This window comes from Streptomyces canus (genome assembly GCF_030815415.1).
GTDB classification, from domain to species: Bacteria; Actinomycetota; Actinomycetes; order Streptomycetales; family Streptomycetaceae; genus Streptomyces; species Streptomyces canus_F.
Map to the genome: position 1 here is coordinate 4,405,236 of NZ_JAUSWW010000001.1, position 26,029 is coordinate 4,431,264.

General features: G+C 69.5%; 20 protein-coding genes. 4 read left to right on the forward strand and 16 right to left on the reverse strand.

Annotation, left to right across the window (positions count from 1 at the left end; translation table 11 throughout):
• Positions 1 to 76 precede the first annotated feature (76 nt).
• Together QF037_RS20295 and QF037_RS20300 are read left to right on the forward strand one after the other, a co-directional pair.
• Positions 77 to 1,057 carry an ABC transporter ATP-binding protein gene (locus tag QF037_RS20295; protein ID WP_373463964.1) on the forward strand — a complete coding sequence of 327 codons (981 nt, stop codon included), beginning with the start codon at positions 77 to 79 and terminating at the stop codon, positions 1,055 to 1,057.
• Between the two features lie 11 nt (positions 1,058 to 1,068).
• Positions 1,069 to 3,900 carry a fumarate reductase/succinate dehydrogenase flavoprotein subunit gene (locus QF037_RS20300; RefSeq protein WP_307027224.1) on the forward strand — a complete coding sequence of 944 codons (2,832 nt, stop codon included), beginning with the start codon at positions 1,069 to 1,071 and terminating at the stop codon, positions 3,898 to 3,900.
• Between the two features lie 66 nt (positions 3,901 to 3,966).
• Here QF037_RS20300 and recQ read toward each other — a convergent pair whose 3' ends face one another.
• Positions 3,967 to 5,970: a DNA helicase RecQ gene (recQ, locus tag QF037_RS20305; RefSeq protein ID WP_307027226.1), complete on the reverse strand. Its 2,004-nt coding sequence runs from the start codon at positions 5,968 to 5,970 to the stop codon at positions 3,967 to 3,969.
• A 149-nt stretch (positions 5,971 to 6,119) separates the two neighbouring features.
• Here recQ and QF037_RS20310 point away from each other — a divergent pair, with 149 nt between their 5' ends.
• Positions 6,120 to 6,686 carry a hypothetical protein gene (locus QF037_RS20310; protein WP_307027228.1) on the forward strand — a complete coding sequence of 189 codons (567 nt, stop codon included), beginning with the start codon at positions 6,120 to 6,122 and terminating at the stop codon, positions 6,684 to 6,686.
• A gap of 76 nt (positions 6,687 to 6,762) precedes the next feature.
• Here QF037_RS20310 and nuoN read toward each other — a convergent pair whose 3' ends face one another.
• The 14 genes from nuoN to QF037_RS20380 are packed head-to-tail and all read right to left on the reverse strand — an operon-like array spanning position 6,763 to position 22,795.
• Positions 6,763 to 8,412: an NADH-quinone oxidoreductase subunit NuoN gene (gene nuoN, locus QF037_RS20315; RefSeq protein ID WP_266889058.1), complete on the reverse strand. Its 1,650-nt coding sequence runs from the start codon at positions 8,410 to 8,412 to the stop codon at positions 6,763 to 6,765.
• A complete protein-coding gene (locus QF037_RS20320) occupies positions 8,409 to 9,980 on the reverse strand; it encodes an NADH-quinone oxidoreductase subunit M (RefSeq protein WP_307027231.1) in 1,572 nt (523 codons plus the stop codon). The genes nuoN and QF037_RS20320 overlap by 4 nt, the downstream gene beginning before the upstream one ends.
• A gap of 5 nt (positions 9,981 to 9,985) precedes the next feature.
• Positions 9,986 to 11,950, reverse strand: a complete 1,965-nt coding sequence (nuoL, locus tag QF037_RS20325) for an NADH-quinone oxidoreductase subunit L (RefSeq protein ID WP_307027232.1) — start codon at positions 11,948 to 11,950, stop codon at positions 9,986 to 9,988.
• 14 nt (positions 11,951 to 11,964) lie between these two features.
• Positions 11,965 to 12,264 carry an NADH-quinone oxidoreductase subunit NuoK gene (nuoK, locus tag QF037_RS20330; protein ID WP_003974374.1) on the reverse strand — a complete coding sequence of 100 codons (300 nt, stop codon included), beginning with the start codon at positions 12,262 to 12,264 and terminating at the stop codon, positions 11,965 to 11,967.
• Positions 12,261 to 13,118 (reverse strand): NADH-quinone oxidoreductase subunit J, encoded by an 858-nt coding sequence (locus QF037_RS20335; protein WP_307027234.1) that lies wholly within the window; start codon positions 13,116 to 13,118, stop codon positions 12,261 to 12,263. The genes nuoK and QF037_RS20335 overlap by 4 nt, the downstream gene beginning before the upstream one ends.
• Positions 13,115 to 13,717: an NADH-quinone oxidoreductase subunit NuoI gene (nuoI, locus tag QF037_RS20340; protein WP_307027236.1), complete on the reverse strand. Its 603-nt coding sequence runs from the start codon at positions 13,715 to 13,717 to the stop codon at positions 13,115 to 13,117. Before nuoI ends, QF037_RS20335 begins: the two co-directional genes overlap by 4 nt.
• Entirely contained in the window at positions 13,710 to 15,065 is a 1,356-nt protein-coding gene (gene nuoH / locus QF037_RS20345) for an NADH-quinone oxidoreductase subunit NuoH (protein ID WP_307027238.1), read from the reverse strand. Before nuoH ends, nuoI begins: the two co-directional genes overlap by 8 nt.
• Positions 15,062 to 17,590: an NADH-quinone oxidoreductase subunit G gene (locus tag QF037_RS20350; protein WP_307027239.1), complete on the reverse strand. Its 2,529-nt coding sequence runs from the start codon at positions 17,588 to 17,590 to the stop codon at positions 15,062 to 15,064. Before QF037_RS20350 ends, nuoH begins: the two co-directional genes overlap by 4 nt.
• Entirely contained in the window at positions 17,587 to 18,936 is a 1,350-nt protein-coding gene (gene nuoF / locus QF037_RS20355; protein WP_307027241.1) for an NADH-quinone oxidoreductase subunit NuoF, read from the reverse strand. Before nuoF ends, QF037_RS20350 begins: the two co-directional genes overlap by 4 nt.
• Positions 18,936 to 19,808, reverse strand: coding sequence for an NADH-quinone oxidoreductase subunit NuoE (gene nuoE / locus QF037_RS20360; RefSeq protein ID WP_307027243.1), 873 nt, complete (start codon positions 19,806 to 19,808; stop codon positions 18,936 to 18,938). Before nuoE ends, nuoF begins: the two co-directional genes overlap by 1 nt.
• Positions 19,805 to 21,127, reverse strand: a complete 1,323-nt coding sequence (locus QF037_RS20365) for an NADH-quinone oxidoreductase subunit D (RefSeq protein ID WP_307027245.1) — start codon at positions 21,125 to 21,127, stop codon at positions 19,805 to 19,807. Before QF037_RS20365 ends, nuoE begins: the two co-directional genes overlap by 4 nt.
• On the reverse strand, positions 21,124 to 21,870 hold the full coding sequence (locus QF037_RS20370; RefSeq protein WP_307027247.1) for an NADH-quinone oxidoreductase subunit C: 747 nt from the start codon (positions 21,868 to 21,870) through the stop codon (positions 21,124 to 21,126). Before QF037_RS20370 ends, QF037_RS20365 begins: the two co-directional genes overlap by 4 nt.
• The gene (locus QF037_RS20375; protein ID WP_307027249.1) at positions 21,867 to 22,421 is read right to left on the reverse strand and encodes a NuoB/complex I 20 kDa subunit family protein; all 555 of its coding nucleotides are present in this window, start codon (positions 22,419 to 22,421) and stop codon (positions 21,867 to 21,869) included. Before QF037_RS20375 ends, QF037_RS20370 begins: the two co-directional genes overlap by 4 nt.
• 14 nt (positions 22,422 to 22,435) lie before the next feature.
• A complete protein-coding gene (locus tag QF037_RS20380; protein WP_046261007.1) occupies positions 22,436 to 22,795 on the reverse strand; it encodes an NADH-quinone oxidoreductase subunit A in 360 nt (119 codons plus the stop codon).
• A 714-nt stretch (positions 22,796 to 23,509) separates the two neighbouring features.
• On the opposite strand from QF037_RS20380, the gene QF037_RS20385 reads away from it, so the two are divergent.
• Positions 23,510 to 24,331 carry a C40 family peptidase gene (locus tag QF037_RS20385; RefSeq protein ID WP_307027252.1) on the forward strand — a complete coding sequence of 274 codons (822 nt, stop codon included), beginning with the start codon at positions 23,510 to 23,512 and terminating at the stop codon, positions 24,329 to 24,331.
• 367 nt (positions 24,332 to 24,698) lie between these two features.
• Here QF037_RS20385 and QF037_RS20390 read toward each other — a convergent pair whose 3' ends face one another.
• Positions 24,699 to 25,997, reverse strand: a complete 1,299-nt coding sequence (locus QF037_RS20390) for a geranylgeranyl reductase family protein (RefSeq protein ID WP_327718716.1) — start codon at positions 25,995 to 25,997, stop codon at positions 24,699 to 24,701.
• Between the last annotated feature and the right edge of the window lie 32 nt (positions 25,998 to 26,029).

Sequence of the window (26,029 nt, forward strand, 5' to 3'; positions counted from 1 at the left end):
CACGCCGACCGACGCGACCTCGCCGACGTCCGGAACAACCGGCACGACGGACCCGGCCTCGGAGGTGTCCAGGGCAATCGGTACGACCGCGGCGACCTCGAAGGTTTCTGGACAGACCGACGCGACCTCGCCGACGTCCAGGACAACCAGGACGACGAACCCGGCCTCGGAGGCGTCCAGGACAACCGGCACGACCGGCGCGACCTCGGAGGATTCCGGGACGACCGGCGTCACCGGCACCGCCGCGCAGGCGTCCGACACGGGGCCTGGCGCCGCCCCGGAGCGGCCCGCCTCCGGGGGCGAGGCTCCGGCCGCCGCCCCCGTACGCGGCACCCGCCTCACCCTCACCGGCGCCGGTCTCGGACGCCCCGGCGCCCCCGCCGTTTCCGGTGTCGACCTGGACATCGCGCCCGGCGAGATCCTGACCGTCGTCGGCTCCTCCGGCTGCGGCAAGTCGACGCTGCTGCGCACCCTCGCCGGACTGCTGCCCCCGCTCGACGGAACCGTGGAGCAGGACGGCCACCCGATCACCGCCCCGGCCGCGGACCGCGCCCTGGTCTTCCAGGAGGACGCCCTCCTGCCCTGGCGCACCCTGCGGGCCAACGTGGAACTCCCCCTCGCCATCAAGGGGGTGCCCCGCACCGAACGCCGGGCGCAGGCCGAGTCCTGGCTGGACCGCGTAGGACTCGCCGACCGGGCCCGGCACCTGCCGCACCGTGTCTCCGGCGGGCAACGCCAACGCGCCCAGCTGGCCCGGGCGCTCGCGGGAGCGCCCCGCGCCGTCCTGATGGACGAACCCTTCGGCGCGCTCGACGCCCAGACCCGCTCCGGCATGCAGGACCTGCTCGTGGAGGTGCTGCGGGGCACGGGCGCGACCGTCGTCTTCGTCACCCACGACGTGGACGAGGCCCTGTTCCTCGGCGACCGCGTGGCCCTCCTCGGCGCCGGCCGCCTCACCGCCGTACGCGACATACCCCATCCGCGTGACCGTACGGCCCACGAAGATCCCGCGCGCCTGGCCCTGCGGCGCGAAGTCCTCACCTCGCTCGGTACCTGAAAGGCCCCCTGGTGACCGCCTCCGTGAACACCCCCCTGGAGATCCCCGCACTCACCGACGCCGAGGAGCTGAGCTGCGACGTCCTCGTCATCGGCGGCGGCACCGCCGGCACCATGGCCGCCCTGACCGCCGCCGAGCACGGCGCCGACGTGATCCTCCTGGAGAAGGCCCACGTCCGGCACTCCGGCGCCCTCGCCATGGGCATGGACGGCGTCAACAACGCGGTCGTCCCGGGCCGCGCCGAACCCGACGACTACGTCGCCGAGATCACCCGCGCCAACGACGGCATCGTCGACCAGTCCACCGTCCGCCAGACCGCCACCCGCGGCTTCGCCATGGTGCAGCGACTGGAGTCCTACGGTGTGAAGTTCGAGAAGGACGAGCACGGCGAGTACGCGGTCCGCCAGGTCCACCGGTCCGGCTCCTACGTGCTGCCCATGCCGGAGGGCAAGGACGTCAAGAAGGTCCTGTACCGGCAGTTGCGCCGACGCGAGATGCGGGAGCGGATCCGCATCGAGAACCGCGTGATGCCGGTCCGGGTACTCACCTCTCCCGAGGACGGGCGTGCCGTGGGCGCGGTCGGCTTCAACACCCGCACCGGCGCCTTCGTGACGGTCCGCGCGGGCGCCGTCATCCTCGCCACCGGCCCCTGCGGCCGCCTGGGCCTTCCGGCCTCCGGCTACCTGTACGGCACCTACGAGAACCCCACGAACGCGGGCGACGGTTACGCCATGGCGTACCACGCGGGCGCCGAGCTCACCGGCATCGAGTGCTTCCAGATCAACCCGCTGATCAAGGACTACAACGGCCCCGCCTGCGCCTACGTCGCCAACCCCTTCGGCGGCTACCAGGTCAACCGGCACGGCGAACGCTTCGTCGACTCCGACTACTGGTCGGGCCAGATGATGGCGGAGTTCGCGGCGGAGGTCGCCTCGGACCGGGGCCCGGTCTACCTGAAGCTGAGCCATCTGCCGGAGGAGTCGATATCGGCCCTGGAGTCGATCCTGCACTCCACGGAACGCCCCTCCCGCGGCACCTTCCACTCCGGCCGCGGCCACGACTACCGCACCCACGACATCGAGATGCACATCTCCGAGATCGGCCTGTGCGGCGGTCATTCGGCCTCGGGAGTACGGGTGGACGACCACGCCCGTACGACCGTCCCCCGCCTCTACGCCGCCGGCGACCTCGCCTGCGTCCCCCACAACTACATGATCGGCGCCTTCGTCTTCGGCGACCTGGCGGGCGCGGACGCCGCCCGGTACCGGCCCTACGAGGGCGAGTTGCCTCTTCACCAACTCCGCGAGGCCCACGAACTGATCTACCGCCCGCTGCGCAACCCGGACGGCCCGCCGCAGCCCCAGGTCGAGTACAAGCTGCGCCGCTTCGTGAACGACTACGTCGCCCCGCCGAAGTCCGGCGCCCGTCTCTCGCTCGCCCTGGAGGCCTTCGAGCGGATGCACACCGACATCGCGGAGATGGGCGCCCGTACCCCGCACGAACTGATGCGCTGCGCCGAGGTCTCCTTCATCCGCGACTGCGCGGAGATGGCCGCGCGCGCCTCCCTGGCCCGCACGGAGTCCCGTTGGGGCCTCTACCACGACCGTCTCGACCACCCCCAGCGCGACGACGCCTCCTGGTTCCACCACCTCGACCTGCACAAGTCCCCCTCCGGCACGATGGAGTTCACGGCCCGTCCCGTGGCCCCTTACCTGGTCCCCGTCGACGAGTTCACCCCCACAGGCGGTCCCTCCCGACACCTGGGCGAGGTGCATCCGGAGGACGTGGCGACGGCCGGTTCCAGGGACCGCGCACCGATGGCGGCGGGGGTGCCGCTGGGGGCGGGTGGGGCGGGGTCGGTGGGGGCGGCGGAGTCGGGGTCGGGGCCAGTGTCGCTATCGGTGTCGGGGAGGGGGCCCCTCCCCCTCCCCACCCACCCCACCCCCGAGACTTCCTCCGCCCACCTCCTCGAACTCGTCGCCCTCGCCGAGCAGGAGCCCGAACTCGGCGCTCTGCGGCCGTACTTGAGCGACCCGGTGCCCGCCGTGCGACGCGAAGCCGTCGCCGTGCTGACGGAGGCGCTCCCGCTGGGAACGGGCCCCGCCCTGGCCGAGGCCCTCCGCGACTCCGCCGCCGAGGTACGCGCCGCCGCCGCGGCCTCACTGCGCGAGCTCGTCGAGACGCTGCCGCCCGAACCCGCCCTCCGCGACGGCCTCGCCGCCGCCCTCGCCGAGCCCGACCCGGTCGTCCGCGCAGCCGCCCTCGACGTGCTGCGCGCCCTGCGGCTGGGCGACACGGAGCTGTTCGCCGGCTCGCTGACGGACTCCGACATCGCCGTCCGCGTCGAGGCGGTACGCGCCCTCGTCTCGGTCGACGCCGCGGAGCAACTCGCCCACGCGGCACCGTCCGAGCCGTCCCGCGAGGTCCGGGTCACGATCGCCAGGAGCCTGGCGACGGTGTCGACGGAACATCCGGTCGAGGCCGTTCTCACCGCTCTCGCCGACCTCACCGAGGACGCCGACGCCCTGGTCCGTGGCGCCGCCTACGCCGCACTGGGCACCACGGGCTGCCTCGGGCCTCTCGCCGCCCGCGCGGTGACCGCCCTCGACGACCCCGCCTGGCAGGTCCGGTCCGGAGCGGCGACCGCCCTGTCCGCGGCCGACCCGGATGTCGCCGTCCCCGCCCTCGCCAAGACCCTCGCCGACCAGAACGCCGACGTCCGCAAGGCGGCGGTCCTGGCCCTGACCCGCCACACGGCCACCGGGGGCGCCCGCGCGGCCCTGGCCACGGCGACGACGGACTCGGACGCGGACGTCAGGGCGTACGCGACCCGAGCACTGTGACTGGGCCGGCGCCGGAGCCCCTGTCCGTTCCGGCGCCGGAGGCGGAATCGGCGCCCGCGGCCGTTCCTAGCTCCAGTCGGGCTCCGGTTCCTCGTCCATCTCGGGCCAGTCGTCGGCCCCCGGATCCGCATCGCTCTCCGGACTCGGTGCCTCCGCGGCCGGAGGGCTGTCGCCGAGCCCGGCCAGGACCGCCAGCACGCCCTCGCCGTATGTCACCAGCTTCTTCTCGCCGACGCCGCCGACCGTCCCGAGCTGTGCCACCGACGTCGGCCACACGGTCACGATCTCCCTGAGCGTGGCGTCGTGGAAGATGACGTACGCCGGGACGCCCTGCTCGCGCGCCTGCTCGCCCCGCCACGCCCGCAGCGCCTCGAAGGCCGGCATCAGCGAATCGGGCAGTTCCACCGCCGCGGCCTTCGCCTTGCGTTCGCCCCGCCCGGAAGAGGATCCGGCGGTCTTCGCGGAGGCCGGCTTCTTCGGCTCCTTGCGCAGCGGTACGTCGCGTTCCCTCCGCAGCACCGCGCCGCTCGCCTCGGTCAGCACCAGCGTGCCGTACTCCCCCTCGACCGCGAGCAGTCCCTGTGCCAGCAGCTGGCGGACGACGCCGCGCCATTCGCCCTCGGAGAGTTCCTCGCCGATGCCGAACACGGACAGCTGGTCGTGGTCGAACTGGATGACCTTGCCGGTGCGCTTGCCGAGCAGGATGTCGACGATCTGCACCGCGCCGAACTTCTGACCGCGCTCGCGCTGCAGCCGCACCACCGTCGACAGCACCTTCTGCGCGGCGACCGTGCCGTCGATGGTCTCCGGCGGGGTGAGGCAGGTGTCGCAGTTGCCGCAGCCTGACGGGTCCGGCTCCTGGCCGAAGTAGTTCAGCAACTGGCCGCGTCGGCACTGGGCCGTCTCGCACAGCGCCAGCATCGCGTCCAGGTGGGAGGCGGCCCGGCGGCGGAACGCCTCGTCGCCCTCGCCGGACTGGATCAGCTTGCGCTGTTGTATGACGTCGTTGAGTCCGTAGGCCATCCAGGCCGTCGACGGCAGTCCGTCGCGTCCGGCACGGCCGGTCTCCTGGTAGTAGCCCTCGACCGACTTGGGCAGGTCGAGGTGGGCGACGAAGCGGACGTCCGGCTTGTCGATGCCCATGCCGAAGGCGATGGTCGCGCACACGACCAGGCCCTCCTCGCGCAGGAACCGCGACTGGTGCCCCGCGCGGGTGCCCGCGTCGAGCCCCGCGTGGTAGGGCACGGCCTCGATGCCGTTCTTGCTCAGGAACTCCGCCGTCTTGTCGACCGAGTTGCGCGAGAGGCAGTACACGATGCCGGCGTCGCCTTCGTGCTCCTGCCGCAGGAAGGTCAGCAGCTGCTTCTTCGGGTCGGCCTTGGGCACGATCCGGTACTGGATGTTGGGCCGGTCGAAGCTCGCCACGAAGTGCCGGGCCGTCGGCATGTTCAGCCGCTGGGTGATCTCCTGGTGGGTCGCGTGCGTGGCCGTCGCGGTCAGCGCGATCCGGGGGACGTCGGGCCAGCGCTCGCCGAGCAGGGAGAGGGACAGATAGTCGGGGCGGAAGTCGTGGCCCCACTGGGACACGCAGTGCGCCTCGTCGATCGCGAAGACCGAGATCTTGCCGCGCGAGAGGAGGTCCAGCGTGGAGTCGAGCCGCAGCCGCTCCGGTGCCAGATAGAGCAGGTCCAGCTCGCCCGCCAGGAACTCCGCCTCCACCACCCGCCGCTCGTCGAAGTCCTGCGTGGAGTTCATGAATCCGGCGTTCACGCCGAGCGCCCGCAGCGCGTCCACCTGGTCCTGCATCAGCGCGATGAGCGGTGAGACCACGATGCCGGTACCGGGTCTGACCAGGGACGGGATCTGGTAGCACAGTGACTTGCCGCCACCGGTCGGCATGAGGACCACGGCGTCGCCGCCCGCGATCACATGCTCAATGACCGCGCCCTGCTCGCCGCGGAAGGCCTCGTACCCGAAGACCCGGTGCAGCGTGGCCAGCGCCTCACTCTCGGCCGTGTCTGCCACCTCGGTCGTCCTTGGCATCTCGCTGATCCCACCCATCCCGCGCATAGCCCTGTTCCCCGTACGTAGTCCCTCGACCACTGCGTCCACGATAGGGGTCCGCACCGACAACGCCGGAGTTATCCACAGGCTCACCCTGTGACTCTCCGCGGTCATACAAATGGCATCCGTCACATGGCGCATCAAGGAGCCCCATCATGTCCTCTCGGCCCCTCAAGGCCGTCATCACCATGGCGATAGCCGGCGCTCTCTCCATGACCGCCGCCCCCGCGCAGGCGGCGCCCGAGCCCGACCCGTTCGTCCTGACGTACACGAACACCGCCACATCCGCCTACGAGCCGCTCGCCCCGCCGGACGGCTGGGCCCGCACCGACACCTGTGTGCCCGAGATGGGCTACCGGTACGTCAACGCGGAGTACCTCGCCGACGACGTCGTCGATGCCGGCAAGCCGGAGGTCCTGCTGTACGAAGGCGGCTCCGACACGAGCGACCTTGATCTGTTCGCGGTGGCATGGGCCGTCAAGAACACAGGGCAGGCCGCGCCGACGCTGTTCGGCGAGACGTTCCGCAGCACCGAGGTGCCCGGCTACTACACGCTTCACGCGTGGATCTACGAGGACAACCCCGACGGGCTCTTCGAAACCTTCAACCCCACCGTGACGTGTCCGGCCGCGCCGACACCGGCGACCACGACGACGACCACAACCACGGCCACCGTGCCTGACTGGGTGTCCAGCCTCGACGACCTCGACGGGACGTCCTGAGCGCAACGCGGCGGCCCCGGTTCCCTCGAAGGGAACCGGGGCCGCCGTACAGGCACCGGGGTACCGGCACCGAGGGTCAGCGCACGAACACTCCCGCCTGGTTCGCCAGGTCCAGGAAGTACTGCGGCGCCACACCGAGCACCAGCGTGACCGCCACGCCGATGCCGATCGCCGCCATCGTCAGCGGCGACGGCACGGCGACCGTCGGACCCTCGGGCCGCGGCTCGCTGAAGAACATCAGCACGATGACGCGGATGTAGAAGAACGCCGCGATGGCCGACGAGATCACGCCGACCACGACCAGCGGCGCCGCGCCGCCTTCCGCCGCTGCCTTGAACACGGCGAACTTCCCGGCGAACCCGGAGGTCAGCGGAATGCCGGCGAAGGCCAGCAGGAACACCGCGAACACGGCGGCCACGAGGGGCGAACGGCGTCCGAGACCGGCCCACTTGGACAGGTGTGTCGCCTCACCACCGGCATCGCGCACCAGCGTCACCACGGCGAACGCGCCGATCGTGACGAACGAGTACGCCGCCAGGTAGAAGAGGACGGACGAGACGCCGTCCGGCGTGGTCGCGATGACGCCCGCGAGGATGAAGCCCGCGTGCGCGATCGACGAGTACGCCAGCAGTCGCTTGATGTCGGTCTGCGTGATCGCGACGATCGCACCGCCGAGCATGGTGACGATCGCGACGCCCCACATGACCGGCCGCCAGTCCCAGCGCAGGCCCGGCAGTACGACGTAGAGGATCCGCAGCAGCGCGCCGAACGCGGCCACCTTGGTCGCCGCCGCCATGAACCCGGTCACCGGCGTCGGCGCGCCCTGGTACACGTCCGGCGTCCACATGTGGAAGGGGACCGCGCCGACCTTGAACAGCAGGCCCATCACGATCATCGCGGCGCCGATCAGCAGCAGCGCGTCGTTGCCCATGGTGTCGGCGAGGGCCGGGTCGACGTTCGTGACCGTGCCGTCGACGACCTGGGCGATCGTGGCGTACGACACGGAGCCCGCGTACCCGTACAGCAGTGCGATGCCGAACAGGGTGAACGCGGAGGCGAAGGCGCCGAGCAGGAAGTACTTGACCGCGGCCTCCTGCGACATGAGCCGCTTGCGGCGGGCCAGGGCGCACATCAGGTACAGCGGCAGGGAGAAGACTTCCAGCGCGATGAACAGCGTCAGCAGGTCGTTGGCCGCCGGGAAGATCAGCATGCCGGCGACGGCGAACAGCAGCAGCGGGAACACCTCGGTGGTGGTGAACCCGGCCTTCACCGCGGCCTTCTCGCTGTCGCTGCCCGGTACGGAGGCGGCCTGCGCGGCGAAGGAGTCGACCTGTTTTCCGTGCTCCACCGGGTCCAGGCGCCGTTCGGCGAAGGTGAACAGGCCGACCAGGCCCGCCAGCAGGATCGTGCCCTGGAGGAAGAGTGCCGGTCCGTCGACGGCGATCGCGCCCATGGCGACGATGCCCGCCTTGGTGGTGGCGTATCCGCCCTGCGCGAGCGCGACGACCGCGGCGAAGGCCGAGATCAGCGCTACTGCGGAGACGAACACCTGGGCGTAGTACCGCTGCTTGCGCGGTACCGCCGCCTCGATGAGCACCCCGATGATCGCCGCACCGATGACGATCAGCGTGGGTGACAATTGTCCGTATTCGATCTTCGGCGTATCGATCTTCGAGATCGGATCGGCCGCGGTTGTCCACAGGCTGTGGACGGCTGTTGCGCTCACTTGGCCGCCTCCACCTCGGGCTGGGGGTCCTTCTTCTGGACGTCGGACATGGTCGCCTTGACCGCCGGGTTGACGATGTCGGTGACGGGCTTCGGGTAGACGCCCAGGAAGATCAGCAGTACGACCAGCGGCGCGACCACCACCAGTTCCCGCACCCGCAGGTCGGGCATGGTCGCGACCTCGGGCTTCACCGGGCCCGTCATCGTCCGCTGGTAGAGGACGAGGGTGTAGAGCGCGGCGAGGACGATGCCGAAGGTGGCGATGATCCCGATCACCGGGTAGCGCGCGAACGTGCCGACCAGGACCAGGAACTCACTCACGAACGGTGCGAGCCCCGGCAGCGACAGCGTCGCCAGACCGCCGATCAGGAAGGTGCCGGCGAGCACCGGGGCGACCTTCTGCACCCCGCCGTAGTCGGCGATGAGCCGCGAGCCGCGCCGCGAGATCAGGAACCCGGCGACCAGCATCAACGCGGCCGTGGAAATACCGTGGTTGACCATGTAGAGCGTCGCGCCGGACTGGCCCTGGCTGGTCATCGCGAAGATGCCCATGATGATGAAGCCGAAGTGCGAGATCGACGCGTACGCCACCAGCCGTTTGATGTCCCGCTGGCCGACCGCGAGCAGCGCCCCGTAGATGATGCTGATCACCGCCAGGACGAGGATCGCGGGCGTGGCCCACTTGCTGGCCTCCGGGAAGAGCTGGAGGCAGAAGCGGAGCATCGCGAAGGTGCCGACCTTGTCGACGACCGCCGTGATGAGGACGGCGACCGGGGCGGTGGCCTCCCCCATCGCGTTGGGCAGCCAGGTGTGCAGCGGCCACAGCGGGGCCTTCACCGCGAAGGCGAAGAAGAAGCCGAGGAACAGCCAGCGTTCGGTGCTGGTCGCCATGTCGAGCGAGCCGTTGGCCCGCGCCTCGGCGATCTCCTGGAGGCTGAAGTTCCCGGCGACCACGTACAGGCCGATCACCGCGGCCAGCATGATGAGGCCGCCGACCAGGTTGTAGAGGAGGAACTTCACGGCGGCGTACGACCGTTGCGTGGACGCCGTCTCCTCGCCGTGTTCGTGGGCCCGGTCCCCGAAGCCGCCGATGAGGAAGTACATCGGGATCAGCATGGCTTCGAAGAAGATGTAGAAGAGGAAGACGTCGGTGGCCTCGAAGGAGATGATCACCATCGCCTCGACGGCCAGGATCAGGGCGAAGAAGCCCTGCGTCGGCCGCCACCGGGTGTTGCCGGTCTCCAGCGGGTCGGCGTCGTGCCAGCCCGCGAGGATGATGAACGGGATCAGCAGGGCGGTCAGCGCGACGAGCGCCACCCCGATGCCGTCCACGCCCAGCTCGTACTTGACCCCGAAGTCCTTGATCCACCAGTGGGATTCGGTGAGTTGGTAACGGTCGCCGTCCGGGTCGAAGCGGACCAGGACGATCGCGGCGAGCACGAGGGTGGCGAGCGAGACGAGCAGCGCGAGCCATTTGGCCGCGGTGCGCCGGGCGGCCGGTACGGCGGCTGTGGCGATCGCGCCGATCGCCGGGAGCGCCGCCGTCGCTGTCAGCAGAGGAAAGGACATCGGTATCAGACCGCCCTCATCAGCAGGGTCGCGGCGATCAGCACTGCCGCACCGCCGAACATCGAGACCGCGTACGACCGCGCGTAGCCGTTCTGCAGTTTGCGGAGCCGTCCGGAGAGGCCGCCCATGGAGGCCGCCGTACCGTTGACCACGCCGTCGACCAGGGTGTGGTCGACGTACACCAGGGACCGGGTGAGGTGCTCGCCGCCGCGGACCAGGACGACGTGGTTGAAGTCGTCCTGGAGCAGGTCGCGGCGGGCGGCCCGGGTGAGCAGGGATCCGCGCGGGGCGACGACCGGGACCGGGCGTCGGCCGTACTGGAGGTAGGCGAAGGTGACGCCGATGACCATCACGGCGACCGTGGCACCGGTGACCGTGGCCGCGCTGATCGGCGAGTCACCGTGGTCGTGCCCGGTGATGGGCTCGAGCCAGTGCAGGAAGCGGTCGCCGATGCTGAAGAAGCCGCCCGCGAAGACCGATCCGAAGGCCAGCACGATCATGGGGATCGTCATGGACCTGGGCGACTCGTGCGGGTGCGGCTCCGCGTGCTCGCCGTGGTGCTCGGCGGCGGGCTCCGCGCTCGGTGCCTCGGGAGAGCGGGTGGGCTGGTTCCTCCAGCGCTCTTCCCCGAAGAACGTCATCAGCATCACGCGCGTCATGTAGTACGCCGTGATGGCCGCGCCCAGCAGGGCCGCGCCGCCGAGGATCCAGCCCTCGGTGCCGCCCTTGGCGAAGGCCGCCTCGATGATCTTGTCCTTGGAGAAGAAGCCGGACAGACCCGGGAAGCCGATGATCGCGAGGTAGCCGAGGCCGAAGGTGACGAAGGTGATCGGCATGTACTTCCGCAGGCCGCCGTACTTCCTCATGTCGACCTCGTCGTTCATGCCGTGCATGACCGAACCGGCGCCGAGGAACAGCCCGGCCTTGAAGAAGCCGTGCGTCACCAGGTGCATGATCGCGAAGACGTAGCCGATGGGGCCGAGGCCCGCGGCGAGGACCATGTAGCCGATCTGCGACATGGTCGAGCCGGCCAGCGCCTTCTTGATGTCGTCCTTCGCGCAACCGACGATCGCACCGAACAGGAGCGTGACGGCACCGACGATGGTGACGACCAGCTGGGCGTCCGGAGCGAGGTTGAAGATGTTGGCGGAGCGGACGATCAGGTAGACGCCCGCGGTCACCATGGTCGCGGCGTGGATGAGGGCCGAGACCGGGGTCGGGCCCTCCATCGCGTCCCCGAGCCAGGACTGCAGCGGCACCTGGGCGGACTTGCCGCAGGCGGCGAGCAGCAGCATCAGGGCGATGCCGGTGAGGGTGGCCTCGCCGGCGTCGCTGACCGCGCCCGGCTCCTCCTGCGTGCCGAGGAGCGGTCCGAAGGCGAAGGTCCCGAACGTCGTGAACATCAGCATGATCGCGATCGACAGGCCCACGTCGCCGACGCGGTTGACCAGGAAGGCCTTCTTCGCGGCGGTCGCGGCGCTGGGCTTGTGCTGCCAGAAGCCGATCAGCAGGTAGGAGGCGAGACCGACGCCCTCCCAGCCGACGTACAGCAGAAGGTAGTTGTCGGCGAGGACGAGCAGCAGCATCGCCGCGAGGAACAGGTTCAGATAGCCGAAGAAGCGGCGGCGCCGCTCGTCGTGCTCCATGTATCCGACGGAGTACAGGTGGATCAGCGAGCCGACGCCGGTGATCAGCAGCACGAACGTCATCGACAGCTGGTCGAGGCGGAAGGCGATGTCCGCCTGGAAGCCCTCGACCGGGACCCAGCTGAACAGGTGGCTCGTCAGGGTCCGGTGTTCGGCGTTCTTGCCGAGCAGGTCGGCGAAGAGTACGGCGCCGATCACGAAGGAGGCGGCCGCGAGGGCGGTGCCGATCCAGTGGCCGACGGCGTCGAGCCGCCGGCCGCCGCACAGCAGTACGGCCGCTCCGAGCAGGGGCGCCGCCACCAGCAGCGCAATCAGGTTCTCCACGATTCAGCGACCCCTCAGAGCTTCATCAGGCTGGCGTCGTCGACCGAGGCCGAGTGGCGGGAGCGGAACAGGGACACGATGATCGCGAGCCCGACCACGACCTCCGCGGCGGCGACGACCATCGTGAAGAAGGCGATGATCTGGCCGTCGAGGTTGCCGTGCATCCGGGAGAAGGCGACGAACGCCAGGTTGCAGGCGTTGAGCATGAGCTCGATGCACATGAACACGACGATCGCGTTGCGCCTGATCAGTACGCCGGTGGCGCCGATCGTGAACAACAGCGCCGCGAGGTAGAGATAGTTGACGGGGTTCACTTCGACGCCTCCTCGGTCCGCTCGAGGTTCGCCGGTGCCGTGTCGGTCCGCTCCAGGCGCTCCTCGGCGCGCTGTTCCAGTGCGCGCAGATCGTTGAGCGCCTCGGTCGAGACGTCACGGATCTGGCCGCGCTCGCGCAGTGTCTTGTTGACGGTGAGCTCGGAGGGGGTGCCGTCGGGCAGCAGGCCCGCGATGTCCACGGCGTTGTGCCGGGCGTACACACCGGGCGCGGGCAGCGGCGGAAGGTGCTTGCCCTCGCGGACGCGCTGCTCGGCCAGTTCCCGCTGGGTCTTGGCGCGCTCGGTGCGCTCGCGGTGGGTGAGCAGCATGGCGCCGACGGTGGCCGTGATCAGCAGGGCGCCGGTGATCTCGAAGGCGAACACGTACTTGGTGAAGATGAGGGTGGCGAGTCCCTCCACATTGCCGTTGGCGTTGGCCTGCGCCATCCCGTTGAACTCGGTCAGGGAGGCGTTGCCGATGCCGGCGATGAGCAGGATGCCGAAGCCGAGGCCGCAGAGAAGGGCCAGCCAGCGCTGGCCCTTGATGGTCTCCTGCAGGGAGTCCGCGGCCGTGACGCCGACGAGCATCACCACGAAGAGGAACAGCATCATGATCGCGCCGGTGTAGACGATGATCTGTACGACGCCCAGGAAGTAGGCGCCGTTGGCGAGGTAGAACACCGCCAGGATGATCATGGTGCCGGCGAGACAGAGCGCGCTGTGCACGGCCTTCTTCATGAGGACGGTGCACAGGGCGCCGATCACGGCGACGGTGCCGAGCACCCAGAACTGGAAGGCCTCGCCGGTGGAGGTGCCGGCAGAAAGAGTGGCTGTGGCGGCGAGCTGCATGCTCATGCGCCGACCTCCTCTTCTTCCGGCTTCTCTCCCTTGGAGACGGCGACCTGCTGGACCGTGCCGGGCGCGGCCTCGGTCACCAGGCCCCGGTAGTAGTCCTGCTCGTCCGTCCCGGGGAAGATCGAGTGGGGCGAGTCGACCATGCCCTCTTCGAGCCCGGCGAGCAGCTGCTCCTTGGTGTAGATGAGGTTGGCACGGCTGGAGTCGGCGAGCTCGAACTCGTTGGTCATCGTCAACGCGCGCGTGGGGCACGCCTCGATGCACAGGCCGCACAGGATGCAGCGGGCGTAGTTGATCTGGTAGACGCGCCCGTACCGCTCGCCCGGCGAGTAGCGCTCCTCTTCCGTGTTGTCCGCGCCCTCGACGTAGATCGCGTCGGCAGGGCAGGCCCAGGCGCACAGCTCGCAGCCGACGCACTTCTCCAGGCCGTCCGGATGGCGGTTGAGCTGGTGCCGTCCGTGGAAACGGGGAGCGGTGGTCTTCTGCTGCTCGGGGTACTGCTCGGTCAGCCGCTTCTTGAACATGGCCTTGAAGGTCACGCCGAAGCCGGCTACCGGATTCTGGAAACCGGGATCGGTCTCCTTGGGCTCCTCAGCCATCGGACGCCTCCTTTCCATCCAGAGATCCGTCACTCTGAGTATCGGGCCCGCCACTGACAATCAGCTCCCGCTCCCGGCGCGGGCGGCGCCTGGGCACGGGTGGCAACTCCTGTCCGGGCAGCGGCGGTACGGGGAATCCGCCGGCCATCGGGTCGAAGCCGACGGGCGGGGCGGGCTCCTCCTTCGGCTTGCCGCGGAACATGTCCGCGACGAAGGACAGCAGCAGGAGCACCAGGACGCCGCCGGCGACGTAGAGGACGATGTCGGCGAAGTCGTAGTTCTCGTTGCGCAGGGTCCGCACGGTCGCGACGAGCATCAGCCACACCACGGAGACCGGGATGAGGACCTTCCAGCCGAGCTTCATCAGCTGGTCGTAGCGGACACGAGGGAGCGTGCCGCGCAGCCAGATGAAGAAGAACAGCAGCAGCTGGACCTTGATGACGAACCAGAGCATCGGCCACCAGCCGTGGTTCGCGCCCTCCCAGAAGGTGCTGACGGGCCAGGGGGCCCGCCAGCCGCCGAGGAAGAGCGTCACGGACACGGCCGAGACCGTCACCATGTTCACGTACTCGGCGAGCATGAACAGCGCGAACTTGATGGACGTGTACTCGGTGTTGAAGCCGCCGACCAGGTCGCCCTCGGACTCCGGCATGTCGAACGGGGCGCGGTTGGTCTCGCCGATCATCGTGACGATGTAGATGAGGAAGGAGACCGGCAGCAGGATGACGTACCAGCGGTCCTGTTGCGCCTCGACGATCGTCGAGGTCGACATCGACCCGGAGTAGAGGAACACCGAGGCGAAGGCGGCGCCCATGGCGATCTCGTACGAGATCATCTGCGCGCAGGAGCGCAGTCCGCCGAGCAGCGGATAGGTGGATCCGGAACTCCAACCCGCAAGCACGATGCCGTAGATGCCGACCGAGGCGACCGCGAGGATGTAGAGCATCGCGATCGGCAGGTCGGTGAGCTGCATCGTGGTGCGCTGGCCGAAGATCGAGACCTCGTTGCCGGCCGGGCCGAAGGGGATCACCGCGATCGCCATGAAGGCCGGGATGGCCGCGATGATCGGTGCGAGGACGTAGACGACCTTGTCCGCGCGCTTGACGATGAGGTCTTCCTTCAGCATCAGCTTGACGCCGTCGGCGAGCGACTGGAGCATGCCCCAGGGTCCGTGCCGGTTGGGGCCGATGCGCAGCTGCATCCAGGCGACGACCTTGCGTTCCCACACGATGGAGAACAACACGGTCACCATCAGGAAGGCGAAGCAGAACACCGCCTTGAGGACGACCAGCCACCACGGGTCGGTGCCGAACAGCGAGAGGTCTTCAGCGGCGAGGTACGGGCTCATGCCTCCACCTCCTTGAGGGCTTCGGCGGCGAGGGCCGCCGGGCCGATGCGGACGAGTGAGCCGGGCACCGCACCGGCGTCGGAGGCGACTCCCCTGCCCGCGGAGTTCAGGGGGAGCCAGACCACGCGGTCGGGCATCTCGGTGATCTGCAGCGGGAGTTCGACCAGGCCGGCGGGACCGGTCACGGCGAGGAGGTCGCCGTCCTTCACCCCGGCCTCGGCGGCGGTGGCGGCCGACACGCGCGCGTGGGCCGCGTGCCGCGTCCCGGCGAGCGCCTCGTCGCCGTCCTGGAGGCGGCCCTGGTCGAGCAGCAGCCGGTGCCCGGCCAGTACGGCTTCTCCGGCGGCCGGCCGCGGCAACTGGGCTGCGGTCTCCAGCGGTTCGGTGGCCCGGGGTCCGTCCCAGGCGCCGAGCCGGTCGATCTCGCCGCGCACGGTCCTGAGGTCCGGAAGACCCAGGTGGACGTCCATGGCGTCGGCCAGCATCTGCAGCACGCGCGCGTCGGTGGGCGCGAGGCGGCGGGTCATCTGCTCGGGCTTGAGCGCGGCCTCGAAGAAGCGCACCCGGCCTTCCCAGTTGAGGAAGGTGCCGGCCTTCTCGACGACCGCGGCGACCGGCAGGACCACGTCCGCGTGCTCGGTGACCTCGCTGGGCCGCAGTTCCAGCGAGACCAGGAAGCCGACCTCGTGAAGTGCTTCACGTGCGCGTGCCGGGTCCGGGAGGTCGGCGACCTCGACGCCCGCGACGACCAGCGCCTGGAGTTCTCCGGTGGCGGCGGCCTCGACGATCTGGCCGGTGTCGCGGCCGTAGCGGTGCGGGAGTTCGGCGACGCCCCAGGCCGTGGCGACCTCCTCACGCGCGCGTGGGTCGGTCGCCGGACGTCCGCCCGGCAGCAGCGACGGCAGCGCGCCCGCCTCGAGGGCCCCGCGCTCTCCCGCCCTGCGCGGGATCCACACCAGCTGCGCACCGGTCGCGGACGCGGCCCGTACGGCGGCGGTCAGACCGCCCGCCACGGCGGCCAGCCGCTCACCGACGACGAGTACCGCGCCCTCGGAGCGCAGCGCCTCGGCGGCCCGAGCCCCGTCGCCGTCCAGGCCGACCCCGCCCGCGAGGGCGTCGAGCCACTCGGTCTCGGTGCCGGGAGCGGCGGGCAGCAGCGTGCCGCCGGCCTTCTCCAGACCGCGCGTCGCGTGCGTGGCCAGTGCGAACACCTGCTGCCCGTGCTTGCGCCAGGCCTTGCGCAGCCGCAGGAAGACGCCGGGTGCCTCCTCCTCGGCCTCGAACCCGACCAGCAGGACGGCGGGCGCTTTCTCCAGTGCGGTGTAGGTGACGCCCGTACCGTCGAGGTCGCGGCCGCGTCCGGCGATCCGTGCGGCGAGGAAGTCGGTCTCCTCGCCGCTGTGCACGCGTGCGCGGAAGTCGATGTCGTTGGTGTCGAGCGCCACGCGCGCGAACTTGCTGTACGCGTAGGCGTCCTCGATGGTGAGCCGGCCGCCGGTGAGGACTCCGGTCCGGGAGCGGGCCGCGGCGAGTCCCTGGGCGGCCGCCTCCAGTGCCTCGGGCCAGGAGGCGGGCTCGAGAACACCTTCGGCGTTGCGCACCAGGGGCGTCTCCAGGCGGTCGCGCTGCTGCGCGTAGCGGAATCCGAACCGCCCCTTGTCGCAGATCCACTCCTCGTTGACCTCGGGGTCGTTGGCCGCGAGCTTGCGCATGACCTTGCCGCGCCGGTGGTCGGTGCGCGTGGCGCAGCCGCCGGAGCAGTGCTCGCAGACGCTCGGGGTGGAGACCAGGTCGAAGGGGCGCGAGCGGAAGCGGTACGCCGCCGAGGTGAGCGCGCCGACGGGGCAGATCTGGATGGTGTTGCCGGAGAAGTACGACTCGAAGGGGTCGCCCTCGCCGGTGCCGACCTGCTGCAGTGCGCCCCGCTCGACCAGTTCGATCATCGGGTCGCCCGCGATCTGGTTGGAGAAGCGGGTGCAGCGGGCGCACAGCACGCACCGCTCGCGGTCGAGGAGCACCTGTGTGGAGATCGGTACGGGCTTCTCGTAGGTCCGCTTCTTGCCCTCGAAGCGGGACTCGGCCTGGCCGTGCGACATGGCCTGGTTCTGCAGGGGGCACTCGCCGCCCTTGTCGCAGACCGGGCAGTCCAGCGGGTGGTTGATGAGGAGGAGTTCCATCACACCGTGCTGGGCCTTCTCCGCGGCCGGCGAGGTGAGGTGGGTCTTCACCACCATTCCGTCGGTGCAGGTGATGGTGCAGGACGCCATCGGCTTGCGCTGGCCCTCGACGTCGACGATGCACTGGCGGCAGGCGCCGGCCGGGTCGAGGAGGGGGTGGTCGCAGAAGCGGGGGATCTCGATGCCGAGTTGTTCGGCGGCGCGGATGACCAGGGTGCCCTTGGGCACGCTGATCTCGGCGCCGTCGATGGTCAGCGAGACGAGATCTTCCGGCGGGACCGCCGCCTCTCCCCCTCCCGAGGAGCGTTGGCCCGCGGCGAAGCCGCTATCAGACTGGCGTACGGTCATGCGTTCACCTCCGTGCGGGAGTCGGCCCAGACCGTCGACTTGGCCGGGTCGAAGGGGCAGCCGCGGCCCGTGATGTGCTGCTCGTACTCCTCGCGGAAGTACTTGAGCGAGGAGAAGATCGGCGAGGCGGCACCGTCGCCGAGGGCGCAGAACGACTTGCCGTTGATGTTGTCGGCGATGTCGTTGAGCTTGTCGAGGTCGGACATGACGCCCTTGCCGGCCTCGATGTCGCGCAGCAACTGCACGAGCCAGTAGGTGCCTTCGCGGCAGGGTGTGCACTTGCCGCAGGACTCGTGGGCGTAGAACTCGGTCCAGCGAGTGACGGCGCGGACGACGCAGGTCGTCTCGTCGAAGCACTGGAGGGCTTTGGTGCCGAGCATGGAACCGGCGGCACCGACTCCCTCGTAGTCGAGGGGGACGTCGAGGTGCTCGTCGGTGAACATCGGTGTGGAGGAGCCGCCCGGCGTCCAGAACTTCAGCCGGTGTCCGGCCCGCATTCCGCCGCTCATCTCCAGGAGCTGGCGGAGGGTGATGCCGAGCGGGGCCTCGTACTGGCCGGGGCTGGTGACATGGCCGCTGAGCGAATAGAGCGTGAAGCCCGGGGACTTCTCGCTGCCCATCGACCTGAACCAGTCCTTGCCCTTGTGCAGAATCGCGGGAACCGACGCGATCGACTCGACGTTGTTCACCACAGTCGGGCATGCGTAGAGGCCCGCGACGGCAGGGAAAGGGGGACGGAGCCGCGGTTGACCCCGGCGGCCTTCGAGCGAGTCGAGCAGTGCGGTCTCCTCACCGCAGATGTACGCGCCTGCGCCCGCGTGCACGGTGAGTTCCAGGTCGAGCCCGCTGCCCAGGATGTTCTCGCCGAGGAAGCCCGCCTCGTAGGCCTCGCGCACGGCCTCGTGCAACCGCCGCAGGACGGGGACGACTTCACCCCGCAGATAGATGAAGGCATGCGACGACCTGATGGCATAACACGCGATGACAATGCCCTCGATGAGGCTGTGCGGGTTCGCGAACAGGAGCGGGATGTCCTTACAGGTTCCCGGCTCCGATTCGTCGGCGTTGACAACTAGATAGTGCGGCTTTCCATCACCCTGGGGAATGAACTGCCATTTCATTCCCGTGGGGAATCCCGCGCCGCCGCGGCCGCGCAGACCGGAGTCCTTGACGTACGCGATCAGGTCGTCCGGTGACATGGCGAGCGCCTTGCGGAGCCCCTCGTATCCTTCGTGCCTTCGGTAGACGTCCAGAGACCAGGACTTGTCCTCGTCCCAGAAGGCCGACAGCACGGGTGCGAGCAGCTTCTCGGGGCTGGTGTCTTTCAGTTCGGGTGCCAAGGTCATCACTCCCCCTCCTCGGCGGTAGGCCCTGCCGGGTGGGCCGGGTCGGAGGCCGACGTGTCCTGAGGCGCGTCGTGCGAGCTCAGGTGCTGTGTCGGTGACGGGTCGTGCACGGCCCTGTCGTGCGGCTCGTCGTGCGGGCCGCCGTCACGCGGGTGGACCACGCGCGCGGGTGCGGTCTCTCCTCTGGCCAGGCGGAGGCCCACCAGCGACGCTGGTCCCGCGCCGCCGCTTGCCTCGACGGCCCCTGGCCGCTCGTCGGGGAAGCCGGCGAGGATCCGCGCGGTCTCCTTGAAGGTGCACAGCGGCGCCCCGCGCGTGGGCTCGACCGTCCGGCCCGCGCGCAGGTCGTCGACGAGGCGTTTGGCGCTGGACGGGGTCTGGTTGTCGAAGAACTCCCAGTTGACCATCACGACGGGCGCGAAGTCGCAGGCCGCGTTGCACTCGATGTGCTCCAGCGTGACCTTGCCGTCCTCGGTGGTCTCGCCGTTGCCGACGCCGAGGTGCTCCTGGAGCTCCTCGAAGATCGCGTCACCGCCCATCACCGCGCACAGGGTGTTGGTGCAGACGCCCACCTGGTAGTCACCGCTCGGCCTGCGCCGGTACATGGTGTAGAAGGTGGCGACCGCGGTGACCTCGGCGGTGGTCAGGCCCAGCACGTCCGCGCAGAACCGCATCCCGGTGCGCGTGACATGGCCCTCCTCCGACTGCACGAGATGCAGCAGCGGAAGGAGCGCGGACCGGGAGTCGGGGTAGCGGGCGATGACCTCGCGCGCGTCCGCCTCCAGCCGGGCTCGAACGTCGTCCGGGTAGGCGGGCGCGGGCAGTTCGGGCATGCCCAGGCTGACGCCCTGCTCGGAAGAAGAGGTGGTCACCGGTCGACGCCTCCCATCACGGGGTCGATGGACGCGACAGCGACGATGACGTCAGCGACCTGGCCGCCCTCGCACATCGCCGCCATGGCCTGAAGGTTGGTGAAGGACGGGTCCCGGAAGTGGACCCGGAAGGGGCGGGTGCCGCCGTCGGACACGGCGTGCACCCCGAGTTCGCCCTTGGGCGACTCGACGGCCGCGTACGCCTGTCCCGGCGGGACGCGGAAGCCCTCGGTCACCAGCTTGAAGTGGTGGATGAGGGCCTCCATGGAGGTGCCCATGATCTTCTTGATGTGGTCGAGGGAGTTGCCGAGCCCGTCGGGGCCCAGGGCGAGCTGGGCAGGCCAGGCGATCTTCTTGTCGGCGACCATGACCGGGCCGGGCTGGAGCCGGTCCAGGCACTGCTCGACGATCCTGAGGGACTGGCGCATCTCCTCGAGGCGGATCAGGAAGCGGCCGTAGGAGTCACAGGTGTCGGCGGTCGGGACGTCGAAGTCGTAGGTCTCGTAATCGCAGTACGGCTGCGCCTTGCGCAGGTCGAACGGCAGCCCGGTGGAGCGCAGGATCGGGCCGGTGGCGCCGAGGGCCATGCAGCCGGCCAGGTCGAGATAGCCGATGTCCTGCATACGGGCCTTGAAGATGGGGTTACCGGTGGCGAGCTTGTCGTACTCCGGGAGGTTCTTCTTCATCTTCTTCACGAACTCGCGGATGTGGTCCACCGCGCCGGGCGGCAGGTCCTGCGCGAGTCCGCCGGGGCGGATGAACGCGTGGTTCATCCGAAGGCCCGTGATGAGCTCGTAGATGTCGAGAATCATTTCACGATCACGGAATCCGTAGATCATGATCGTGGTGGCGCCGAGTTCCATGCCGCCGGTGGCGATGCACACCAGGTGCGAGGAGAGCCGGTTCAGCTCCATCAGGAGCACCCGGATGATCTTTGTCCGCTCGGTGATCTGGTCCTCGATGCCGAGGAGTTTCTCGACGGCGAGGCAGTAGGCGGTCTCGTTGAAGAAGGACGTCAGGTAGTCCATGCGCGTCACGAACGTGGTGCCCTGCGTCCACGTGCGGTACTCGAGGTTCTTCTCGATGCCGGTGTGGAGGTAGCCGATGCCGCAGCGGGCCTCGGTGACCGTCTCGCCGTCGATCTCCAGGATCAGGCGGAGCACTCCGTGCGTGGACGGGTGCTGCGGGCCCATGTTGACGACGATGCGCTCGTCGTCGGCGCGGGACGCGGACTGGACGACCTCGTCCCAGTCGCCACCGGTGACCGTGTAGACGGTGCCCTCGGTGGTCTCCCGGGCGGATGCTGACTGCGTGCTCACGAGTACGACCTCCGCTGGTCCGGAGCCGGGATCTGGGCGCCCTTGTACTCGACGGGGATGCCGCCGAGGGGGTAGTCCTTGCGCTGCGGGTGGCCCTGCCAGTCGTCCGGCATCATGATCCGCGTCAGGGCCGGGTGACCGTCGAAGACGATCCCGAAGAAGTCGTAGGTCTCGCGCTCGTGCCAGTCGTTGGTCGGATAGACGGAGACCAGGGACGGGATCTTCGGGTCGGCGTCCGGGGCACTGACCTCGAGGCGGATCAGCCGGTTGTGGGTGAGCGAGCGCAGGTGGTAGACGGCGTGCAGCTCGCGGCCCTTGTCGTGCGGGTAGTGCACCCCGCTGACGCCGGTACAGAGCTCGAAGCGCAGGGCCGGGTCGTCGCGCAGGGTGCGGGCGACGCGCAGCAGGTGTTCGCGCTCGATGTGGAAGGTGAGCTCGTCGCGGTCGACGACCGTCTTCTCGATCGCGTTGTCGGGCAGGAGTCCCTGCTCCTCCAGTGCCCCCTCGAGTTCGTCGGCGACCTCGTCGAACCAGCCGCCGTAGGGGCGGGCCGCGGGGCCCGGCAGGCGGATCGAGCGCACCAGGCCGCCGTAGCCGGAGGTGTCGCCGCCGTTGTCGGCGCCGAACATGCCGCGCTGGACGCGGATCTCCTCGCCGCCCTGGCCGCGCTGACCGGGGAGGTTGGAGGCGCTGAGGTCCTTCTCGGGGTTCGCGCCGTCGCCGGCACCGTTCGCGTCGCTCACCGCAGCAGCCCCTTCATCTCGATGGTGGGCAGGGCCTTGAGCGCCGCTTCCTCCGCCTCGCGGGCCGCCTCCTCGGCGTTCACGCCGAGCTTGGAGCCCTGGATCTTCTCGTGGAGCTTGAGGATGGCGTCCAGCAGCATCTCGGGCCGTGGCGGGCAGCCCGGGAGGTAGATGTCGACGGGGAGGATGTGGTCGACGCCCTGGACGATCGCGTAGTTGTTGAACATGCCGCCCGAGGAGGCGCAGACCCCCATGGAGATGACCCACTTCGGGTTCGCCATCTGGTCGTAGACCTGCCGGACGACCGGGGCCATCTTCTGGCTGACCCGGCCGGCGACGATCATGAGGTCGGCCTGGCGGGGTGAGCCGCGGAAGACCTCCATGCCGAAGCGGGCCAGGTCGTAGCGTCCGGCGCCGGTGGTCATCATCTCGATGGCACAGCAGGCGAGGCCGAAGGTGGCGGGGAAGACGGACGCCTTGCGCACCCAGCCCGCGGCCTGCTCGACGGTGGTCAGCAGGAAGCCGCTCGGCAGCTTTTCTTCGAGTCCCATGAGTTAGAGGCCCCTCAGTCCCATTCCAGGCCGCCGCGCCGCCACACGTACGCGTACGCAACGAAGACGGTGAGCACGAAGAGCAGCATCTCCACGAGCCCGAAAACACCCAGGGCGTCGAAGGTGACGGCCCAGGGGTAGAGGAAGACGATCTCGATGTCGAAGACGATGAAGAGCATCGCCGTCAGGTAGTACTTGATGGGGAAGCGCCCGCCGCCGGCCGGCGTGGGGGTCGGCTCGACCCCGCATTCGTAGGCGTCGAGCCTGGCCCGGTTGTACCGCTTCGGACCGATCAGCGTGGCCATGACCACGGAGAAGATCGCAAAGCCTGCCCCGAGGGCTCCCAGTACGAGGATGGGCGCATACGCGTTCACCGCTCCTCGCTCCTCTCAGTCGGCACTGACTGCTGGCGATGGCGTTGAGTTCGCTGCCGCCCCACCCGTCCCGCAAGTCCCGCCCGTCCCGGCGAAGATCGCGAACATGTGAAGCAGGTCACAAGCCCAACTGACCCGCATCTTATGCCCGCCGGTCTGTGATCTGCGACACGGGGTATTGCACAAGCTTTGTGATCTCCACCACCTGACGAAGGATCATGAAGTCGGATGAGCGGTGATCTTCGTACGTGAAGCGTCCGAGCGATCACCAGAGGTGACATTTTCGCTCGTCGGCGCAGCTGAGAGTAGGCGTCTCCATATCAAGAGAGTTCCCTTGCATGCAAATTGGCGCTGGACTCGGCCGCTTGATAGTGCGCCGCGTTCACACATCAGGAGGAGTCGCGAGGCGCTATGTGGACGCGTGCACACATTCACGAGCGGATGAGGGCGGGATGCGTGCGCGAGACGCAGCCGCCGCTGTAACCGTTGCGTGACCTCCGCCACATCGACGAGAGGCCTCCGAGAACCGGGCTTGGCCACCTGTCCCAACCGGTGGTAAGCGCGGGGCAATTCGGACGTAAACACGAAAGTACGTGATCAAGGCCGTGTTGGGTCGCGTCCGCAATGTCCGTTACGGCGTCAATAAGGAGCGGCGGACGACGAATTCGGGGCGCCCATTGAACAACTGTGGCGCAGCACACGTTTCTTGAAGGTATGGAGGAGCCCCTGATACCGCTTGGTCTCATGTCCCACACCGCTCACATACGTAGCCACCGGAAGCCGCGCCGCAGCGCGACGACATCCATGGCGATGCGCGCCGGAGTTGCCGGTGGCGTCCTCAGCATGGCAGCGGCGGGCGCGTCGGCCTCGGCGAGCGCCGCCGAGCCGGTGACGCAGACCCTCGAACTGCCCACCCTCACGGCCGACCTGGCCGTCCAGGTCGCCGAGTCCGCGGACGCCACGCAGCAGGCGGCCGCGAACTACGAGCTCCAGGCCGAGCGCGACGCGGCCGCAGCCGCTGCCGCCAAGGAGGCCAAGAAGGATCTCGCCGAGGCGAAGAAGAAGGCCGAGGCCAAGAAGAAGGCAGAGGAAGCCCGCAAGGCCGCCGCGGAGGCCGCCGTCTCGCGTTCCTCGGAGCGGACCACCCTGTCCACCACCACGACCGCCTCGGCGCCCGCCAGCGGCAGCGTCGCGACCGTCATCGCCTTCCTCAAGGCACAGGTGGGCGACGCCTATGTCATGGGCGCCACGGGGCCCAACGCGTGGGACTGCTCCAGCCTGGTCCAGGCCGCGTTCAATCAGGTCGGCGTCGAGCTGCCGCGGGTCTCGCAGGACCAGTCGATGCAGGGCACCGACATCCCGCTGTCGCAGATCCAGGTCGGCGACATCCTCTACTGGGGCGGCAAGGGTTCCGCCTACCACGTGGGCGTCTACATCGGTGACGGCCAGTACCTGGACGCGGCCAACCCCTCCAAGGGTGTCGTCATTCAGGACCTGTCCGGATATCCGGCGTCGGGCGCGGTGCGCGTACTCTGACGAGCACGCACACGCGTCACGAACGTCGGAAGGGCCGCAGCCGCTCGGGGGCAGCGGCCCTTCCGCCTTTTCCCCCGGATTGTCCACATCCGGCAGCGCGTTGACGGCCGGCCGGCCGCCGCGCTGACTCGTCGGCGCCTTTGTGCGGGCCGTGGGGCGGCTGCGGAGGGTGCCCGCGGGGTGGATGACGAGTTGCCCGCGGTTCCCCGGCTCAGGGCCGCCCAGGCCCGTCACAGCCGGGTCCAAGGACCGGCCGAGCCGGCCGGCCAGGCCGAGTCGAGGTCATCCACGCCCTACGACAGGTGGCGGCCCGGCGCGAGGAGGTCTCCGCACGCCGGGCCGCCACCATCGAGGCGCACAGCCTGGTTCACGCCTTCGGGGCCACCTTGCTCAGCCCGTTGATGATGCGGTCCATGGCGTCGCCGCCCGACGGGTCGGTGAGGTTGGCCAGCATCTTCAGGGTGAACTTCATGAGCAGCGGGTGGGTGAGGCCGCGCTGGGCCGCGATCTTCATGACCTTCGGGTTACCGATGAGCTTCACGAAGGCACGGCCCAGCGTGTAGTAGCCGCCGTAGGTGTCCTTGAGGACCTGCGGGTAGCGCTGGAGCGCGATCTCCCGCTGGGCCGGCGTCGCCCGGGCGTGGGCCTGGACGATGACGTCCGCGGCGATGTTGCCGGACTCCATGGCGTAGGCGATGCCCTCGCCGTTGAAGGGGTTCACCATGCCGCCGGCGTCGCCGACCAGGAGCAGGCCCTTGGTGTAGTGGGGCTGGCGGTTGAAGGCCATCGGCAGGGCGGCGCCGCGGATCGGGCCCGTCATGTTCTCCGGCGTGTAGCCCCACTCCTCCGGCATCGACGCGCACCAGGCCTTCAGCACCTCGCGCCAGTCGAGCTCCTTGAAGGAGTCGGAGGTGTTGAGCACGCCGAGGCCGACGTTGGAGGTGCCGTCGCCCATGCCGAAGATCCAGCCGTAGCCCGGCAGCAGCCGGGGCTCGGGACCGCGGCGGTCCCACAGCTCCAGCCAGGACTCCAGGTAGTCGTCCTCGTGGCGCGGCGACTCGAAGTACGTGCGGACGGCGACGCCCATCGGACGGTCCTCGCGGCGGTGCAGGCCCATCGCCAGGGACAGCCGGGTGGAGTTGCCGTCGGCCGCGACCACGAGCGGCGCGTGGAAGGTGACTTCCCGCTTCTCGCCCGTGTCGCCGAGCTTGGCGTGCACGCCGGTGATGCGGCCGGTGCGGTCGTCGATGATCGGGGCGCCGACGTTGCAGCGCTCGTAGAGCCGGGCGCCCGCCTTCTGCGCCTGGCGGGCGAGTTGCTCGTCGAAGTCGTCGCGTTTGCGGACGAGGCCGTAGTCCGGGAAGGACGCGAGTTCCGGCCAGTCCAGTTGGAGGCGGACGCCGCCGCCGATGATGCGCAGGCCCTTGTTGCGCAGCCAGCCCGCTTCCTCGGAGATGTCGATACCCATGGCCACCAGCTGTTTGGTGGCTCGCGGGGTGAGGCCGTCGCCGCAGACCTTCTCGCGCGGGAACGCCGTCTTCTCCAGGAGAAGCACGTCGAGTCCGGCCTTGGCGAGGTAGTACGCGGTCGTGGAGCCGGCCGGCCCCGCGCCGACGACGATGACATCGGCGGTGTTTTCGGAGAGGGGCTCAGTCACGGCTGTCACGGCGGGATCTCCCCAAGTTCGCAATCTGCGTG

Excerpts from the sequence above, each read along its gene's own strand:
- nuoH (WP_307027238.1), bottom strand. The coding sequence starts at position 15,065 with ATGAGCCCGTACCTCGCCGCTGAAGACCTCTCGCTGTTCGGCACCGAC.
- QF037_RS20310 (WP_307027228.1), top strand. The coding sequence starts at position 6,120 with ATGTCCTCTCGGCCCCTCAAGGCCGTCATCACCATGGCGATAGCCGGC.
- nuoF (WP_307027241.1), bottom strand. The coding sequence starts at position 18,936 with ATGACCTTGGCACCCGAACTGAAAGACACCAGCCCCGAGAAGCTGCTC.
- QF037_RS20335 (WP_307027234.1), bottom strand. The coding sequence starts at position 13,118 with ATGAGCATGCAGCTCGCCGCCACAGCCACTCTTTCTGCCGGCACCTCC.
- QF037_RS20375 (WP_307027249.1), bottom strand. The coding sequence starts at position 22,421 with ATGGGACTCGAAGAAAAGCTGCCGAGCGGCTTCCTGCTGACCACCGTC.
- QF037_RS20385 (WP_307027252.1), top strand. The coding sequence starts at position 23,510 with ATGGAGGAGCCCCTGATACCGCTTGGTCTCATGTCCCACACCGCTCAC.
- recQ (WP_307027226.1), bottom strand. The coding sequence starts at position 5,970 with ATGCGCGGGATGGGTGGGATCAGCGAGATGCCAAGGACGACCGAGGTG.
- nuoI (WP_307027236.1), bottom strand. The coding sequence starts at position 13,717 with ATGGCTGAGGAGCCCAAGGAGACCGATCCCGGTTTCCAGAATCCGGTA.
- QF037_RS20350 (WP_307027239.1), bottom strand. The coding sequence starts at position 17,590 with ATGACCGTACGCCAGTCTGATAGCGGCTTCGCCGCGGGCCAACGCTCC.
- QF037_RS20320 (WP_307027231.1), bottom strand. The coding sequence starts at position 9,980 with ATGTCCTTTCCTCTGCTGACAGCGACGGCGGCGCTCCCGGCGATCGGC.